At 61.2% G+C, this 15,694-nt stretch carries 18 protein-coding genes; 17 read left to right on the forward strand and 1 reads right to left on the reverse strand.

The window, feature by feature from the left end:
* The first annotated feature begins 226 nt into the window (after nucleotides 1-226).
* Nucleotides 227-1,243, forward strand: a complete 1,017-nt coding sequence (locus tag KQ661_RS20900; protein WP_216728043.1) for a 2-hydroxyacid dehydrogenase — start codon at nucleotides 227-229, stop codon at nucleotides 1,241-1,243.
* 137 nt (nucleotides 1,244-1,380) lie between these two features.
* On the opposite strand, the gene KQ661_RS20905 is transcribed toward KQ661_RS20900, so the two are convergent.
* The gene (locus KQ661_RS20905) at nucleotides 1,381-1,986 is read right to left on the reverse strand and encodes a TlpA family protein disulfide reductase (protein WP_216728044.1); all 606 of its coding nucleotides are present in this window, start codon (nucleotides 1,984-1,986) and stop codon (nucleotides 1,381-1,383) included.
* Between the two features lie 132 nt (nucleotides 1,987-2,118).
* Between KQ661_RS20905 and KQ661_RS20910 the strand changes: the two genes are divergently transcribed.
* From KQ661_RS20910 to KQ661_RS20985, 16 genes are all read left to right on the forward strand, one after another.
* Complete coding sequence (locus tag KQ661_RS20910; RefSeq protein ID WP_226915991.1) at nucleotides 2,119-2,442, forward strand: ArsR/SmtB family transcription factor; 324 nt, start codon at nucleotides 2,119-2,121, stop codon at nucleotides 2,440-2,442.
* 65 nt (nucleotides 2,443-2,507) lie between these two features.
* The gene (locus KQ661_RS20915) at nucleotides 2,508-3,326 is read left to right on the forward strand and encodes a sulfite exporter TauE/SafE family protein (RefSeq protein ID WP_216690888.1); all 819 of its coding nucleotides are present in this window, start codon (nucleotides 2,508-2,510) and stop codon (nucleotides 3,324-3,326) included.
* Between the two features lie 45 nt (nucleotides 3,327-3,371).
* Entirely contained in the window at nucleotides 3,372-4,727 is a 1,356-nt protein-coding gene (locus KQ661_RS20920; protein WP_216726955.1) for an MBL fold metallo-hydrolase, read from the forward strand.
* Nucleotides 4,728-5,005: 278 nt separating this feature from the next.
* Nucleotides 5,006-5,326 carry a rhodanese-like domain-containing protein gene (locus KQ661_RS20925; protein WP_216728045.1) on the forward strand — a complete coding sequence of 107 codons (321 nt, stop codon included), beginning with the start codon at nucleotides 5,006-5,008 and terminating at the stop codon, nucleotides 5,324-5,326.
* A 70-nt stretch (nucleotides 5,327-5,396) separates the two neighbouring features.
* Nucleotides 5,397-5,957 carry a YeeE/YedE family protein gene (locus tag KQ661_RS20930; protein ID WP_216690885.1) on the forward strand — a complete coding sequence of 187 codons (561 nt, stop codon included), beginning with the start codon at nucleotides 5,397-5,399 and terminating at the stop codon, nucleotides 5,955-5,957.
* Nucleotides 5,958-5,966: 9 nt separating this feature from the next.
* Nucleotides 5,967-6,614 (forward strand): class I SAM-dependent methyltransferase, encoded by a 648-nt coding sequence (locus KQ661_RS20935; protein WP_216728046.1) that lies wholly within the window; start codon nucleotides 5,967-5,969, stop codon nucleotides 6,612-6,614.
* Nucleotides 6,611-7,021, forward strand: a complete 411-nt coding sequence (locus KQ661_RS20940) for a DUF6691 family protein (RefSeq protein ID WP_216690883.1) — start codon at nucleotides 6,611-6,613, stop codon at nucleotides 7,019-7,021. Before KQ661_RS20935 ends, KQ661_RS20940 begins: the two co-directional genes overlap by 4 nt.
* A gap of 24 nt (nucleotides 7,022-7,045) precedes the next feature.
* Nucleotides 7,046-8,095 (forward strand): c-type cytochrome, encoded by a 1,050-nt coding sequence (locus tag KQ661_RS20945; protein WP_216728047.1) that lies wholly within the window; start codon nucleotides 7,046-7,048, stop codon nucleotides 8,093-8,095.
* A 9-nt stretch (nucleotides 8,096-8,104) separates the two neighbouring features.
* A complete protein-coding gene (locus KQ661_RS20950) occupies nucleotides 8,105-9,568 on the forward strand; it encodes an OprD family outer membrane porin (protein WP_216728048.1) in 1,464 nt (487 codons plus the stop codon).
* Nucleotides 9,569-9,587: 19 nt separating this feature from the next.
* A complete protein-coding gene (locus KQ661_RS20955; RefSeq protein ID WP_216726961.1) occupies nucleotides 9,588-10,136 on the forward strand; it encodes a DsrE family protein in 549 nt (182 codons plus the stop codon).
* Between the two features lie 104 nt (nucleotides 10,137-10,240).
* A complete protein-coding gene (locus KQ661_RS20960; RefSeq protein WP_216726962.1) occupies nucleotides 10,241-11,542 on the forward strand; it encodes an MFS transporter in 1,302 nt (433 codons plus the stop codon).
* A gap of 152 nt (nucleotides 11,543-11,694) precedes the next feature.
* Complete coding sequence (locus KQ661_RS20965; RefSeq protein WP_216726963.1) at nucleotides 11,695-12,159, forward strand: helix-turn-helix domain-containing protein; 465 nt, start codon at nucleotides 11,695-11,697, stop codon at nucleotides 12,157-12,159.
* On the forward strand, nucleotides 12,147-12,782 hold the full coding sequence (locus tag KQ661_RS20970) for an IS630 family transposase (RefSeq protein ID WP_216728049.1): 636 nt from the start codon (nucleotides 12,147-12,149) through the stop codon (nucleotides 12,780-12,782). Before KQ661_RS20965 ends, KQ661_RS20970 begins: the two co-directional genes overlap by 13 nt.
* 491 nt (nucleotides 12,783-13,273) lie before the next feature.
* Entirely contained in the window at nucleotides 13,274-14,038 is a 765-nt protein-coding gene (locus tag KQ661_RS20975) for a ParA family protein (RefSeq protein ID WP_216728050.1), read from the forward strand.
* 35 nt (nucleotides 14,039-14,073) lie between these two features.
* On the forward strand, nucleotides 14,074-14,463 hold the full coding sequence (locus KQ661_RS20980; protein WP_216728051.1) for a hypothetical protein: 390 nt from the start codon (nucleotides 14,074-14,076) through the stop codon (nucleotides 14,461-14,463).
* A gap of 610 nt (nucleotides 14,464-15,073) precedes the next feature.
* Nucleotides 15,074-15,604 carry a GNAT family N-acetyltransferase gene (locus tag KQ661_RS20985; RefSeq protein WP_216690873.1) on the forward strand — a complete coding sequence of 177 codons (531 nt, stop codon included), beginning with the start codon at nucleotides 15,074-15,076 and terminating at the stop codon, nucleotides 15,602-15,604.
* Nucleotides 15,605-15,694: the final 90 nt, after the last annotated feature.

Genomic DNA, 15,694 nt, shown 5'->3' on the forward strand with positions numbered 1-15,694 from the left:
CGGTGCTTGGGGCGGAGGTAACAGCACTGGCAAAGAACCGGGCAGCGGGCGGCAAACGGCATGCGCAAGGTCAGGCCCCGGGAATGACTTTTATCAAGGAGCCGGCTGCGCGCGCGGCGTATTCTTGTATTTCCACCGCTTTGCGAAATTCCCTGAGCACGGCTGCCGGCGCGCCACTCCTCACCCGACAATTTGTACCCAACATCCTTTTCTTCAACACAATCCCATGACCATCACCGTTTTCAGCGCCTACCCCTTCGAGCGCCCCTACCTCACCACCGCCGCGCAGGGCCATCACACCTTCCATTTCCTGGACGCGGCCCTGACCCTGGAAACCGCTGCCCAGGCCGCCGGCAGCACCGCCGTGGCCATATTCGTAAACGACGATGCCTCCGCGCCAGTGCTCGAAAAACTCCGGGCGCTGGGCGTGCGCTACCTGCTGGTGCGCGCCGCCGGCCACGACAACGTGGACCTGCCCGCCGCCCACCGGCTGGGCCTGCGCGTGGCCAACGTGCCGCACTACTCCCCTTTCGCCATTGCCGAGCACACCCTGGCCCTCATGCTGGCCCTGAACCGCCACCTGCGCCAGGCCGATGCCCAGGTGCGCCGCGCCGACTTCCGGCTCGACAACCTCGTGGGCTTCGATTTGCACGGCAAAACGGTGGGTATCATCGGCTGCGGCACCATCGGCGGCACGTTGGCGGGCCTGCTGCACGGCTTCGGCTGCCGATTGCTGGGCTACGACATCCAGCCCGATGCGGAGCTGACCCGGCGCTACGGCCTGGAATACGTGTCGCTGAACGAGCTGTGCGCGCAGGCCGATGTCATCACCCTACACGCCCCGCTCACGCCCGTCACCCGGCACCTAATGAACGCGGCGCAGCTGGCCCGCACCAAGCGCGGCGTTATGCTCATCAACACGGGCCGGGGCGCGCTGCTGGACACGGAGGCCGCCCTTAAGGTGCTGGAATCGGGCCAGCTGGGCTACCTGGGGCTCGATGTGTACGAGCACGAAAAAGGCCTGTTTTTCAACGACCATTCCCGGCAGCCCCTCCAGGATGCGCTGCTGGTGCGGCTGCTGGCCCACCCCAACGTGCTGATAACCGGCCACCAGGGCTTCCTGACCCACGACGCGCTGACTAACATCGCCACCACCTCCATCGAAAACCTGGACTGCTGGCTGGCCGGGCAGCCCACACCCAACGAGCTGGTCCCGCCCCCACCAATGGCCATACCGGCCTGATAACAAGCAGGGAAAGCCCCTGTAATTATCCTTGTGCCTGAACAGCAAAACGTCATGCAGAATGCGCTGCATGATGTTTTTTTTTGCGCGGCTCACCAGCTGGGGGCCCCGCTTTTGCTTTCAGAGTCAGTTTATATTCAGCGAGTTGCTCCTTTCGCCAGCTTATCCAGCGCGGCCAGGAACTCGGGCGTGTCGTACTCGGCCATGCCGTCGTGGCGGGCCGCTACCTGCCCATCGGGGCCAAGGATGACGGTGGAGGGGATGGAGTTGGAATCGAACGGCGCGGGCAGGTCGCCGGTGCGCATGTACACGGGAAAGGTGTAGCCCTGGGCCTTCACGAACTTCTGGGCCTTGGCCACGTCATCATCGAGCGAGAGCATCACGAAGGCCACTTTGGAGTGGTCCACCTTCTTATAGAGGGCCTCGATGCCGGGCATTTCGGCACGGCAAGGCGGGCACCAGCTGGCCCAGAGGTTCACGAACACCACTTTGCCTTTCAGGTCGCTCATATTCAAGGCTTTGCCGTCGAGGGTGGTCATGGGCAGGTTGTGGGGGTAGGCGCTGCCGCCGGTGAGCACCACCGGCATTTCGTTGGCGGGCGCGACGGGCACGTCGGCTTTCATAAGGCCGGTAGCCAGCAGGCCGCGCTGCAGGCCACCAAGCACGATGGGCCGCAGGGGCGAAAGCATGACGAGGGCAAACAGGGCCAACGGGAGCCAGGAGGTGAGGGTTTTTCGATTCATGGTTGGAAAATTGAAATAGTTCGAAAGCTCCTCGAGGGCGTAGGTTCCGGGAAGGAAATTATTGAACATGGTGAACTTATTGGGGGCTTACGATTGTACGCATGATAAGTTGTTCATATATTTGCAATCCAAATGACACTTCTCGCTTCCCCTGCTGCCATTGATATGGGCCTCTCCATCGAGAAGATGGAGAAAGTGGCCTTCATTCTCAAAACCACGGCCCACCCTACGCGCATCGCCATCGTGCAGCTGCTGGCCGCGCAGGAAAGCCTGTCGGTCACAGAAATCAGCGACAAGCTGAGCGTGGAGCAGAGCCTGCTCTCGCACCACCTCTCGGGCATGAAGCTCAAGGGCATTCTGAGCAGCACCCGCGAGGGCAAGAACATTTACTACTCGCTGAAAATGCGGGAGGTGATTGACGTGATTCAGTGCCTGGCCGGCTGCACCTTTTTGTAAGGAACCGGCGCTTTTTTTGCCGCAACACATGAACAACCTTTCATAAATTCATACGTAAAACACGCATGCTTCACTACCTCGGTTATTTCGCCGCCATCTTTATCGGCCTCTCGCTCGGCATCATGGGCGGCGGGGGCTCCATTCTCACGGTGCCCGTGCTGGTGTACCTGATGGGCGTGAGCCCGGTGCTGAGTACGGCGTATTCGCTGTTTGTAGTGGGCAGCACCTCGGTGGTGGGCGCCTGGGGCTATTTCCGCAAGGGGCTGGTGTCGCTGAAAACGGCCGTGGTGTTTCTGATTCCCTCGCTGGCCTCGGTGTTCTTGGTGCGCAAGGTGCTGATGCCGGCCATCCCGCACGAGCTGTTCACGGTGGGCAACATCCTCTTTACCAAGGATTTGCTAGTACTGGTGGCCTTTGCGGTACTCATGGTCGGCGCGGCCGTTTCCATGATTCGCAGCAAGCAGGCCGAAGTGGTGCTGGGCGAGGAGCTGCACCAGAAGCACGCGTTCAACTACCTGCTCATTCTGGGCATTGGCCTGGTGGTGGGTCTGCTCACGGGTTTTGTGGGCGCGGGGGGCGGCTTCCTCATCATTCCGGCCCTGGTGCTGGGCGCGCGCCTGCCCATGAAGCTGGCCGTGGGCACCTCCCTGGCCATTATTGCCCTCAACTCGCTCATCGGCTTCAGCGGCGATTTGAGCGCGGGCACGCCCATTGCGTGGCCCTTTATCCTTGGTTTTCTGGCCTTTGCCCTCGGCGGCATCGTGCTGGGCACCTACCTGGCCCGCTTCATTCCAGGGGCCAAGCTCAAGCCCGCTTTCGGCTGGTTCACGCTGGCCATGGGCACGTTTATTCTCACCAAGGAGCTACTGTTTCATCACGCTTAACGAACTGTTTTTCAACATTCTCTCACCCGTTTCTCATCGAATACCATGAAAATCGAGCAATTTGAAGACAAGGGCCTCGCCCATTATTCCTACGCCATCCTCAGTGATTGCGCCCGCGAAATCGTGTTGGTGGACCCCGCCCGCGACCCGCAGCAATACTACGATTTCGCGAAGCAGCACGACGCCAAAATCGTGTGCGTGCTCGAAACCCACCCCCACGCCGACTTCGTGTCATCGCACTTGGAAATCGCGCAGCAAACCGGCGCCGTTATTCGCGTCAGCAAGCTACTGGGAGCCGAATACGCCCACGAGGCGTTTGACGAGGGCGACTCGTTCATGGTGGGCAAGCTCACCTTCCGAGCCCTGAATACGCCCGGCCACTCACCCGATTCGGTGAGCACCGTGCTCAGCCGCGAGGGCAAAGACGTGGCCGTGTTCACGGGCGACACGCTGCTCATCGGCGACGTGGGGCGGCCCGACCTGCGCGAAAAGGCCGGCAACATGACCGCCAAGCGCGAGGAGCTGGCCAAGCAGATGTACCACAGCACCCGCGAGAAGCTAATGACACTGGCCGACGACGTGCTGGTGTACCCCGCCCACGGCGCGGGCTCGCTCTGCAGCAAGGCCACCAACTCGGCCAACAGCAGCACCATCGGGGCCGAAAAGGCCGGCAACTACGCCCTGCGTCCTCAGTCGGAGGAGGACTTCGTGAAGGAGCTGCTGGCCGACCAGCCCTTCATTCCCAAATACTTCGGCTACGACGTGGACCTGAACAAGGCCGGCGCGCCCGACTTCGCCCCGAGCATCGCCAAGGTACCCCGCCTGGAAGCCGACGCGCCGCTGGCCGCCGGGGTAGTGGTAGTGGATACCCGGCCCGAAGCCGAGTTTAAAAAAGGCCACGCGGCCGGAGCCATCAACATTCAGCAGGGCGGCAAGTTCGAAACCTGGCTGGGCTCCATTGTGGGGCCGCAGGAGTCGTTCTACCTGCTGGCAGCCGACGAGGCCACGCTGACGGACCTGATTCAGAAAACGGCCAAAGTCGGCTACGAGCCGCTGATTAAAGGCGCGCTGGTGGGCACGTCTTCTACCCAGGAGACCATGCCCGAAATCGACGTAGAGGCCTTCCGCCAGCACCCCGAGAACTACACCATTGTGGACATCCGCAATGCCTCGGAGGTGGAAGCGGAGCCGCTGTTTGCCGGGGCCCTCAACCTGCCCCTGCCCGAGCTGCGCGAGCGGGTGGGCGAGATTCCGGCCGGCAAGCCCGTGGTGGTGCATTGCGCCGGCGGCTACCGCTCGGCAGCCGGCAGCAGCATTGTGGCCCCGGCCCTGCCCGGCACCACGGTGCTCGACCTAGGCGAGGCCGTGGAGTCCTTCCAGACGGCTGGTGCCGCCCACTAACGAGTCGGTAGACCGTCATGCTGAGCATATGGCGCATCAAGCCAGGGTGCGCCGCCGCAGTCGAAGCATCTCTACCGCGCCGCTTGTCATCCTGAGCGTAGCGAAGGAACTTCTCACGTTTAAACGATTCGTTCTTCGGTCATAAGGTCCTTCCTTCGTCGGGATGACAAGCGGCGCGGTAGAGATGCTTCGACTGCGCTCCGCTTCGCTCAGCATGACGGTCAATTTTCTTTCATTTCACTCACCCCTCGCCTGCTATGTTTGGTTTCAATAAATCTGTGGCCTCCGCCTTCCACAACCTCACCCCCGCAAAGTTTGCCGAGGGCCTGCGCCAGCCCGACGCGGTGCTCGTGGATGTGCGCCGCCCCGAAGAGTTTGCCCAGGGCCATTTGCCCGGGGCGGTGAACATCGAAGTCACCGCGCCCGACTTTGCCCAGCGCGTGGCCAGCCTCGACAAAGAAGCGCCCACCTACGTGTATTGCCGCAGCGGTGCCCGCTCCGCCAGCGCGGCCGGGCAGCTCACCCAGGCCGGTTTTGCCAATGTGAGCAACCTGCTCGGCGGCGTGCTCGACTGGACCGAGCCGCTGACGACTAAATAGTCGCTCCCCTTTGTTTTTCTCAGCGTCCGGCTCCAAACCGGGCCGGACGCGCTATTTCAATTCGAATTTTATGCTTGAACTTTTGCAAAAGCCCTGGCCCTGGTACGTGGCCGGGCCCCTGATTGGCCTGACTGTGCCGGCCCTGCTGCTCATCGGCAACAAGGCCCTGGGCATCAGCTCCTCGCTGCGCCATGTGTGCGCAGCCTGCGTGCCGGCCGGCATTCCCTTTCTCACCTACAACTGGCGGGCCGAAATCTGGAACCTGGTGTTCGTGTTGGGCGTGGCCCTGGGCGGCTTTATCGGCTACCGGGTGATGGGGCACCCCGACGTGGTGGGCATCTCGCCCGAAACCGTGCACGACCTCAAGACCCAGCTGCACCTCACCGATTTTTCGGGCCTGCTCCCCCGCGAGCTGTTTTCGCTTGATAACCTAGCCAACTGGAAAGGCTGGTTCTTTCTGGTATTCGGGGGCTTTCTGGTGGGCTTCGGCACGCGCTACGCCGGGGGCTGCACCTCGGGCCATGCCATTTCGGGCCTCTCGAATTTGCAGTGGGTGTCGCTGGTGGCCGTTATCGGCTTTTTCGCCGGCGGCTTGCTGATGACCTGGGTGGTTTACCCGAAGCTGTTTTAATTGCCGACCATGACGCACGCCGCCGATTTCTGGGATGCCCGCTACGAGGCCGAGGCCTATGCCTACGGCACCGAACCCAACGCCTACTTCCGCCGACAGCTCGACACGCTGCCACCCGGCCGCCTGCTACTACTGGCCGAGGGCGAAGGCCGCAACGCCGTGTACGCCGCCCGCAAGGGCTGGCAGGTCACGGCCGTGGACTTTAGCGACGAGGCCCGCGCCAAGGCCCAGCGCCTGGCCGCCAGCCATGGCGTGCGCCTCGACTACCGCGTGGAGGACCTGATGGACCTGGCCTGGCAGCAGCCGGCCGGCTACGATGCCATCGGGCTGATTTACGCCCATTTTCCGCCCACTGAGCGGCAAGCAGTGCACACCGCCGCCGTGGCCAGCCTGGCCCCCGGCGGGCACCTACTGCTGGAGGCCTTCAATCCCCGGCAGCTCGGCCTCTCGTCGGGCGGCCCGCGCGAGGCCGAGCTGCTCTACGAGCCGGCCCAGCTGGCCGCCGATTTCGCCGGCCTGACGCTGCTGGAAAACTACGAAGCCACGGTGGTGCTGCGCGAAGGCAGCTTCCACGCCGGCCCGGCCCAGGTGGTGCGCCTGCTGGCCCAGCGCCCCACCCTTGCTACCTCATCCACTGAACTCACTTACTCGATATGAAATACTTTAAATACCTGGTGCTGGGCACCTTGTTCGGCATCATCCTCACCAAAAGCGAAGTCATCAGCTGGTTCCGGATTCAGGAGATGTTCCGCTTTCAGGCCTTCCATATGTACGGCGTCATCGGCTCGGCCGTCGTGGTGGGCATGATTTCGATTCAGCTCATCAAGCGCAACCGCCTGAAAAGCATCGACGGCGAGCCCATTGTGCTCGCAGATAAGAAATTCAACCACGGCATCTGGATTGGCGGCTTCATCTTCGGCTTGGGCTGGGCCATTACCGGCGCCTGCCCCGGCCCCCTGTTTGCCCAGTTGGGCAGCGGCGTGGGCGCGGCGGCCGTGATGATTGTGGCGGCCCTGGCCGGCACCTGGACCTATAGCGCCCTGCGCGAAAAGCTGCCTTACTAACGTATCCTCCTCACTAAACTGACCATGAAACCCTCGGAAGAACGGGTGCAACAGCTGCCCCACCTGGTGCGCCTGCTGATGCTGCTGACGGCGGCCGTGGTGCTGGTTCTAGTGGTGGTGCTCACCAAGCTCTATGGGCCGCCGGCCGCGTCCACGCCCGTGGTGGTAGAGGACGAGGCCACGCAGGGCCCGCCGCCGGCCGGCAGCTACCACCGCCCCGCTACCGCGGCCCCCGATACGGCCCTGATTCCGCGCACGGCCGCCGGCCGCCAGATTCGCTACGGCCGCGAGCTGATTGCTAATACGGCGCAGTACCTGGGGCCGCAGGGCACAGTAGTTCATCTCACCAACGGCATGAACTGCCAGAACTGCCACCTGCAGGCGGGTACCCAGGGCTTCGCTAACAACTACCTGGCCGTGGCGGCCACCTACCCCAAGCTCCGCGCCCGCTCGGGCCAAGTGGAGAGCATCGATAAGCGCGTGAACGACTGCCTGGAGCGCAGCCTCAACGGGCGGGCGCTGGCCGACAGCAGCCGCGAGATGCGCGCCATTGTGGCCTACGTCAAGTGGCTGGGCCAGAACATTCCTAAAGGAAAAAAGGTGTACGGCACGGGCTTCCTCAAGCTGGCCTATCTCGACCGAGCTACCGACCCGGTGATTGGCAAAGCCGTGTTCGCCAGCAAGTGCCAGAGCTGCCACGGAACCACTGGCCAGGGCCAGCCGCTGGCCGACGGCCGCGGCTACCAGTACCCGCCGCTGTGGGGGCCGCACAGCTACAACGACGGCGCGGGCCTGTTCCGGGTCACCAACCTAGCCAAGTATGTGAAAGCGGCCATGCCCTACGGCGCCACCTTCGACCACCCGCAGCTCACCAACAAACAGGCCTGGGACGTGGCGGCTTTCGTGAACTCGCAGCCCCGCCCGCACCTGAAAACCATGCACGACTGGCCCGACATCAGCAAGAAGCCGGTGGACCATCCCTTCGGGCCCTACGCCGATGCGTTTTCGGTACAGCAGCACAAATTCGGACCGTGGCAGCCCATTGAGGCCGCCCACCCCGGCAAAAGCAACTAATTCCCGCTAATGAATTTTCTCTTACGTCTCCGCGTGGCCGCTCTGTTGCTGGCTCCCCTCGCCGCGCGGGCGCAGCAGGCCGAGCCCGCCCCTACCCTGCCCACCACCGGCCGGCCGGTACTGGCGCCCTACGCCAACCCTGCCAAAACCGCTAAGGCCGACACTCTGCCGGCCCGCACGCTGGCCGAAGCCTTCGGGCGGGGGCAGTGGCACGGCCGGGTGCGCAACTACTTCATGGCCACGCGCAACCAAGGCGGCCTGCCCGACTACTACGCCAACGGCCTGGGTGCCGGGGCACGATTCGAAACGGCCCCGCTGCACGGGTTTTCGGTGGGAGCCAGCGGCTTTTTCTGGGTGAACCTGGCCGCCAATGACCTGGCCACGCCCGACGCGGCTACCGGGGCGGTGAGCCGCTATGAAGTAGGCCTGTTTGATGTGAGCGACCCCACCCGTCGCCAGCTCACGGGCCGGCCCGAGGAGCTGTTTGTGCGCTACCGCTGGCGGAAGTCGGTGGCCACCTTTGGCCGACAGCTGCTGGTCACGCCCCTGCTCAACCCACAGGATGGCCGCCTGAGCCCCAACTACGAGCAGGGTCTGTGGCTGGAAGTGAACGAGCTGGCCCGCACCCGCATCACGGCAGGCTGGCTCACGCACATGGCCGTGCGCTCCACCTCGGAATGGGCCTCGGTGGCGGGCTCCATCGGCCTCTACCCGACCGGTGTAGATGAAACCGGCAAGCGCGCCCTCTATACCGGCAACCTGAGCAGCCGCGGCCTGGGCGTGCTGGGCCTCAGCCGGCAGCTGGGTACCCGCACCCGCATGCAGGCCTGGAACTACTACGCCGACAACCTCTTCAACAGCTTATTCACGGAGCTGACAACCAGCCGGGCCGTGGGTGCGGGCCAGCTCACGCTGGGCGCGCAGTACCACTACCAGCGCACGGTAGGCACCGGCGGCAACGCCGACCCGCGCCTGGCCTACAGCGCCCCTGGCCGCCAGGCCCACGCCCTGAGCGCCCGCCTGGGCGCGCAGCACGGCCCCTGGAGCCTGAGCGCCAACTACACGCGCATCACCCGCACGGGGCGCTTTCTGTTTCCGCGCGAGTGGGGCCGCGAGCCGTTCTACACCTTTCTGCCCCGCGAGCGGGAAGAGGGTTTCGGCGGCCTCGACGCGGCCGCGCTGCTGGCCAGCTACGCGGTGCCAGCCGTGCCGGGACTGAAGGCGGAGGCCGGCTATGGCCACTACTACCTGCCCGACATGAAGGATTTTCGCCTCAACAAGTATGGTGTGCCTTCATATAGCCAGCTCAATGCCTCCCTCAGCTACCCGCTTCGCGGCTGGGCCAAGGGCCTGCGGGGCCAGCTGCTCTACCTTTACAAGGCCTCCCTGGGCGACACTTACGGCGAAACCCGCTACGTGGTAAATAAAGTGGACATGCACCAGCTGAACCTGATACTGAACTATGATTTCTAACCCCAATAACCGCCTGCCGATGAACTCCTTTTCCCGCCTGCTCGCCACCGCCGCCCTCTTGGCCACCATGGGCACCGCGCAGGCCCAGACTACGCCTCCGGCACCCGCTGTTACGCCAGTTGCGGGCGCTACCGCCCCAACCCAGGCCCCGGTCCTGACGCCACCCAATGCGGCCGTAGCGGCCAAGGCGGCGGCATTTGAGGGCGCGCCAGCTACCAAAAAGCATTATCGAGCCGTGTATCAGCTCGATAGCAACGACCCCAAGCTCATCAACCAGACGCTGCACAACATGCAAAATGCCCTGAAAGACCCGCGCCTAAAGGATAAGCTAGAGTTGGAGCTGGTGGTGTTCAGCGGTGGCACGGTGGTGTTCAAAAAAGACCAGCCCTACGAGGCCGACGTGCTGGCCCTGCAACAGGCCGGCGTTATCCTGTCCCAGTGCGCGAACTCGATGAAAGCCTATAAGCTGACCAAGGATGACATGCTGCCCTACATTTCCGTGGTGCCCACCGGCAACGGCGAGCTGATTATCCGCCAGACTGAGGGCTGGGTGCTGGTGCATCCGTAGCCGGCTTCCGATATCAAGCAAAAAAAGCCCGTCATGCCGAGCATGGATCAGAGAACTCAGCATAAGGTTTTCTTCCCCTATTTCAATCCTCCTCAACCACCCTAATGCCCATCCAGCTTGGCCTACGCGAAAATGCCCGGCAGTTCACCCTGCTGGTTATTATCAATGCCTTTGTGGGCGGCATGGTGGGGCTGGAGCGCACGATTCTGCCCCGGCTGGCCGAGCAGGAGTTTCACCTGGTGGCGCGCACGGCCATTCTGGCGTTCATTGTGGTATTCGGCCTCACCAAGGCCGGAGCCAACTACTACGCGGGGGCCTGGGCCAATAAGGTGGGGCGTAAAAACCTGCTGCTCATCGGCTGGCTTTTCGGGCTGCCAGTGCCGCTGCTGCTACTTTGGGCGCCGAGCTGGGGCTGGGTGATTTTTGCCAACGTGCTGCTGGGCCTGAACCAGGGCCTGGCCTGGTCGAGCACGGTGGTGATGAAAATGGACCTGGTGGGCCCCAAGCAGCGCGGGCTGGCCATGGGCCTGAACGAGTCGGCCGGCTACCTGGCCGTGGCGGCCACGGCCTTCGCCTCGGGCTGGCTGGCCACCGAATACGGCCTGCGCCCCTACCCCTTCTACCTGGGCATCGGGCTGGCAGTGCTGGGCCTACTGGGCAGCCTGCTGGTGCGCGACACCCGCGCCCACGTAGCCCTGGAAGCGGCGCAGGCCCCGGCCGGGCCGGCGGAGCCCCACCTCTCGTTCTGGGATGTCACCTGGCGCCACCCCAACCTGGGCTCCGTGACCCAGGCCGGGCTGGTAAATAACCTGAACGATGGCATGGTGTGGGGCCTGCTGCCGCTGCTCCTGGCCACCAAAGGCTTCACTCTGATGCAGATTGGCACCGTGGCCGCCGTGTACCCGGCCGTGTGGGGCCTAGGCCAGCTTCTGACTGGCCCGCTGGCTGACCGACTCTGCAAGAAGGACCTGCTGTTCTGGGGCATGCTGCTGCAGGGCGCCGTGTTGCTGGCCCTGCTGTTTGCCTCCTCCTACCCGGTATTTCTGCTGCTGGCGGCCCTGCTCGGCGCGGGCACGGCGCTGGTCTACCCCACGTTTCTGGCGGCGGTGGCCGAGTATGCGCCGGCTTCGCAGCGGGCGCGCAGCGTGGGCATCTTCCGCCTCTGGCGCGACGCGGGCTACGCCATCGGGGCGCTGCTCACCGGCCTGCTGGCCGATGCTTTCGGGCTGCCATCGGCCCTGGCGGCCATTGGCGGGCTTACGGTGCTTTCAGCGCTGGTTATTCAGCGGCGCATGTACTGCCCGCCCGTGGCGGACGGCAACGCCGCGCCGGCCATTAGCTGCGGCCAGTCCGCCCGGCCACAGCGGCCGGCCATTGCCCGGTCGCTGTGGCCGGGCGCCGGCTAACGCGGCACCCTCATCACCACTTTCCTTGTATGCTATGACGACCACGCTCACCCTGTTTCAGCTCAATGACGTGCACGGCTACCTGAACCTGCACTAGTGGTTCAAAAACTTTAATTGGTCGTATCGGATTAAGGATGACTAATTCCTTCGTTATGACCCTTTATCGCCTTTACCTGACCGCCGACGAACGCCAGACCCTAGAGGGGTGGCAGAAGAAGTATAAAGCCCATTCGGCTAAACTTCGGGACATTCAAATTTTGTTGAACAGCGACGAGCAGACCGGGCGCCGCCCGGCCCTGGAACTGGCTGCCGTGCTGGGTATCTGCACCCGCACGGTGGAACGGGTACGCCGTCAGTTCTGCGAGGAAGGCCTGAAGATGTTCGAGCCGAAAGTACGTAAAACGCGCTCTGACAAGAAGATAGACGGTCGGGTAGAAGCCCATCTGACGGTCTTGCTCTGCCAAAGTCCCCCCGACGACCACCCGCGCTGGCAGTTGGGGATGCTGGCCAACCGGCTGGTGGAGTTGCAGGTGGTCGAGCATATTTCGACCACAATGGTGGCGCGGCTGCTAAAAAAAACGAACTTAAGCCTTTTCAGGGCCCCATGCAATGGGTGATTCCGGCCGAAGAGAACGCGGCCTTTGTGTGCCAGATGGAGCAGGTGCTCGACGTGTACGAGCAGCCCTACGACGCGGATTTTCCCGTTGTGTGCCTGGACAAATCACCTAAACAACTACTCGATTACCAAGAATTTACTGCTTCCAACGGGCAGCCACACCGCGATTCGGAATACGTGCGCCGGGGCGTGGTGGAGTTGTTCGTCGCCACCGAACCGTTGCGCGGTTGGCGCGAGTTGACCGTGGAGAACGACCACAAAGCCGCCACGTGGGTGCAGTTCGTGGCCCGGCTAATGGACACGACCTACCGGGAAGCGAAAAAAGTGCGCTGGGTGATGGACAACCTGAGTACGCATAGAACCAGCAACTTCTACGCCCACTTCCCACCGGAAGTCGCCCGGGCCTATGTGCAGCGGATGGAAATCATTTACCCCCCCGTCCACGGGTCGTGGCTGAATATGGCTGAAATTGAATTCTCCGTCCTCACGCGCCAAGTGCTTGACCGCTCCTTTTCGAGCAAAGAAGCCGTGCAGGCGGTCGTCGAACGGTGGAAAAACAAGCAAAATGCCAACCTAAAACCGCGCAACTGGCAATTAAAACCGCTGATGCCCGCATCAAATTAAACCGATTATACCCGACTATTTAATGTTTTTTGACCACTAGCCGGCCTGGCACTGGCTCGCCTTCGTTGTCATCCTTTTGCGAAAAATCAACCAAAAACCGACTTTCTAAACAGCTTCGATGCAGGAAAGAAAAGGACCTATATGCTGTCCACCTTTAGCCGACCACCTCACCTCGCCGGTGGTACCAGTTAATGGAAGGAGCTTACTATGCGGGCGCGGTATAAACATCACAATCCGGCGCATTCATCTTCTCTGCTCATCATCGGGAATTAATAAAGATATAAGTTAAATAAAGTTATAAAGACATCTTTATAAACAGTCAATAAAGACTGCTTTACGGGCTGATTCTATAGCAAATAGCTTATTTTTAACAAAGTATGCTATGTTTTATAAAGACCAGACAGACGGAAAGATGATAAATATCTCTTTTTAATACAGATTGTCTTTACCATCTTTGTGTCAAGATAATCTGTATATCAATTCCAGTTAAGATGAAAGTTATTGCAATTGCCCAGCACAAGGGAGGGGTGGGGAAAACGACTTCGGCGCTCGGCATAGGTCATTCCCTGGTGCTGCTCGGTCACCGGGTGCTGCTCATCGATTGTGACCCTCAGAGTAACCTTACCTCAACCTTTGCTAATGTGCAAGCCCCCAACCTGTGCATGGTCCTGCGGGGGGAGGCAACGCTGGCCGAGGTGGTGCAGCCCATGGGGGACAACCTGAGCCTGATTGCTTCCCGGCCCGAACTAAGCCCCCTCGAACGCATGATTGGGGCCGATGCCACGCATCCCAATCTCCTCCGCCGGCAGCTGGCAGGCTTGGAGAAGCAGTACGATTACGTCGTTATCGATACGCCGCCTTCCATGGGCCCCATGACGGTGATGAGCCTGACCGCGGCCCATTACGTGCTGGCCCCCATGCGCCCCGACCCGTTTGCTTTTGCCGGCTTTTACAAGCTGCTTGACATGCTGGAAGCGGTGCGGGACAATTTTAACCCGGCCCTTGAATTGAAGGGCGTCTTTCTGACGCAATACCACCCCAGCTACCGCGGGCAGGTGTACCACGATTTTGCGGCGGAACTGGCCCAGCAAGTACGCGTACGGGGCCTGTTGACGGAAACGTCCATCCGCATCAACGCCAAACTGGTGGAAGCCGTGGCCTTGAAAAAAAGCATTCACGCCCATGCGCCGGAATCCAACAGCGCGCACGACTACCTGGCCCTTACCCAAGAACTTTTAACCCGCATTGCGCAATGAGCAAGCAGCCTCGTCCTAATTTCGCCGCCACTGCCGTGGCCGATATTACCGGTGTTCCTCCCCAGGCCATCAATCCCGACCAGGCCCTGTGGCCCAATGCCGGCACTATTCGCACAACTCACCAGGCGGGTACTGCCGAATTCATACAGGGCTCGGTAACGCCAGCAGCCAGCATAAAAGGAAATATTTATGGTAAAGATAGTCTTGACAATAAAGACGTAAAGCCAGAAAAGATAATCTTTTCAAACAAGCTGGAAGCTGCCACTTACCTAAAGCTGCAGCAACTGGCGACGTACGGCGGCGAGAATATTCAGGAGATTCTTGAAGCGGCGCTAACGGCTTATTTTGTGGGGAAAGAGGAAGCCTACCGGCCTTTGCCGCCCAAAGTATTGACTGTATTGCAAAAGAAATACCCGTTTCTGTAACCGCATTGAAAGGGTAGGGGAGCAGGACAGCAATTGAGCGATTGAACAAGTCGACGCGATTGTAGCGCTGGCGCAAGAAGCAGTTGCTGGCTTCCGCGATGCTCGTCTGGCTTTCGCCGTTGGGGCAGGGCCAGTGCCGCCAGCGGGGCAGTACCTTGGCGTAGGCCTTCCTCTGGTTGGTGAAGTACCGGCAGTGGCGGTGATAACGGCGGGGCAAGGCCTGCCAGAGCTGCCGCAATGAGGCGTTTGGCAATCGTCATCCGCGCGACACCAGTTGGGCGCACAATGCTGCGCGGGGAGTTGCGCTCGCCCAGCAACCTAGTCCACTTGTCCGTATTGTATGGCCTTGGCAACCGCTGCCGGTTCGAATCGTGCCTGGTAACGGCAGGCTTTGCATTGATAACGGGCATGGCCTTGACTATGCCCATTGCGCCGAATTTAGTCGCTGCCACATTTAGCGCAAAAGTGTTCCGTATAACCTACAAAGCCTCTGACGGATTTTATCTGAATTTAGCCCACCGCCCAGTAAACGAGCTGTCCTCTGATAAATAACCGGCCATTTTCTTACTTATGCGTTGGAAAACTATCCAACACCGAAATTCCTGCCCTTATGCCATTCAACACACAACCCACGTTGGAAAACCAACAAGTCTGGCTGCTGCCGTTGGAAGCAACTGACTTTGCCGACTTGTATGCCGCCGCCTCCGACCCAAAAGTCTGGGAGCAGCACCCCAATAAAGACCGATGGAAGCCTGAGGCATTTGGGACCTATTTTGAAGGGGCCATGGCGCAAAAGGCCCTCAAGATTGTGGATAAGGCCACGAACAGCATTCTGGGCAGCACTCGTTTCTACGACTATGACGCGCAGGATGACAGCATCCTGATTGGCTACACGTTCTATGCCACCCGGTATTGGGGCAAAGGCTTCAATTTAGGGGTGAAAGCGCTGATGCTGGATTACGTGTTCCAATTCGTATCCAGAGTCTACTTTCATATTGGTGCGGATAATATGCGGTCGCAAATAGCCATTGGCCGCCTAGGGGCGGAAAAAATTGCGGAGGAAGAAATAGCCTATTTTGGCGAAGCTCCGAAGTTGAATTTTGTGTATCGGCTGGAGAAGAAAGCCTGGCTAAACCGCTAACTGGAGCCACTTGTAAAGCGGTGCTCGCAGCAGAAGCCCTGCTCAACCGGACAGCGAGTAGCAGCCCATTTGTATCCATCGCTTTTTTTT

It is taken from the genome of Hymenobacter siberiensis (assembly GCF_018967845.1).
Classification (GTDB): domain Bacteria; phylum Bacteroidota; class Bacteroidia; order Cytophagales; family Hymenobacteraceae; genus Hymenobacter; species Hymenobacter siberiensis.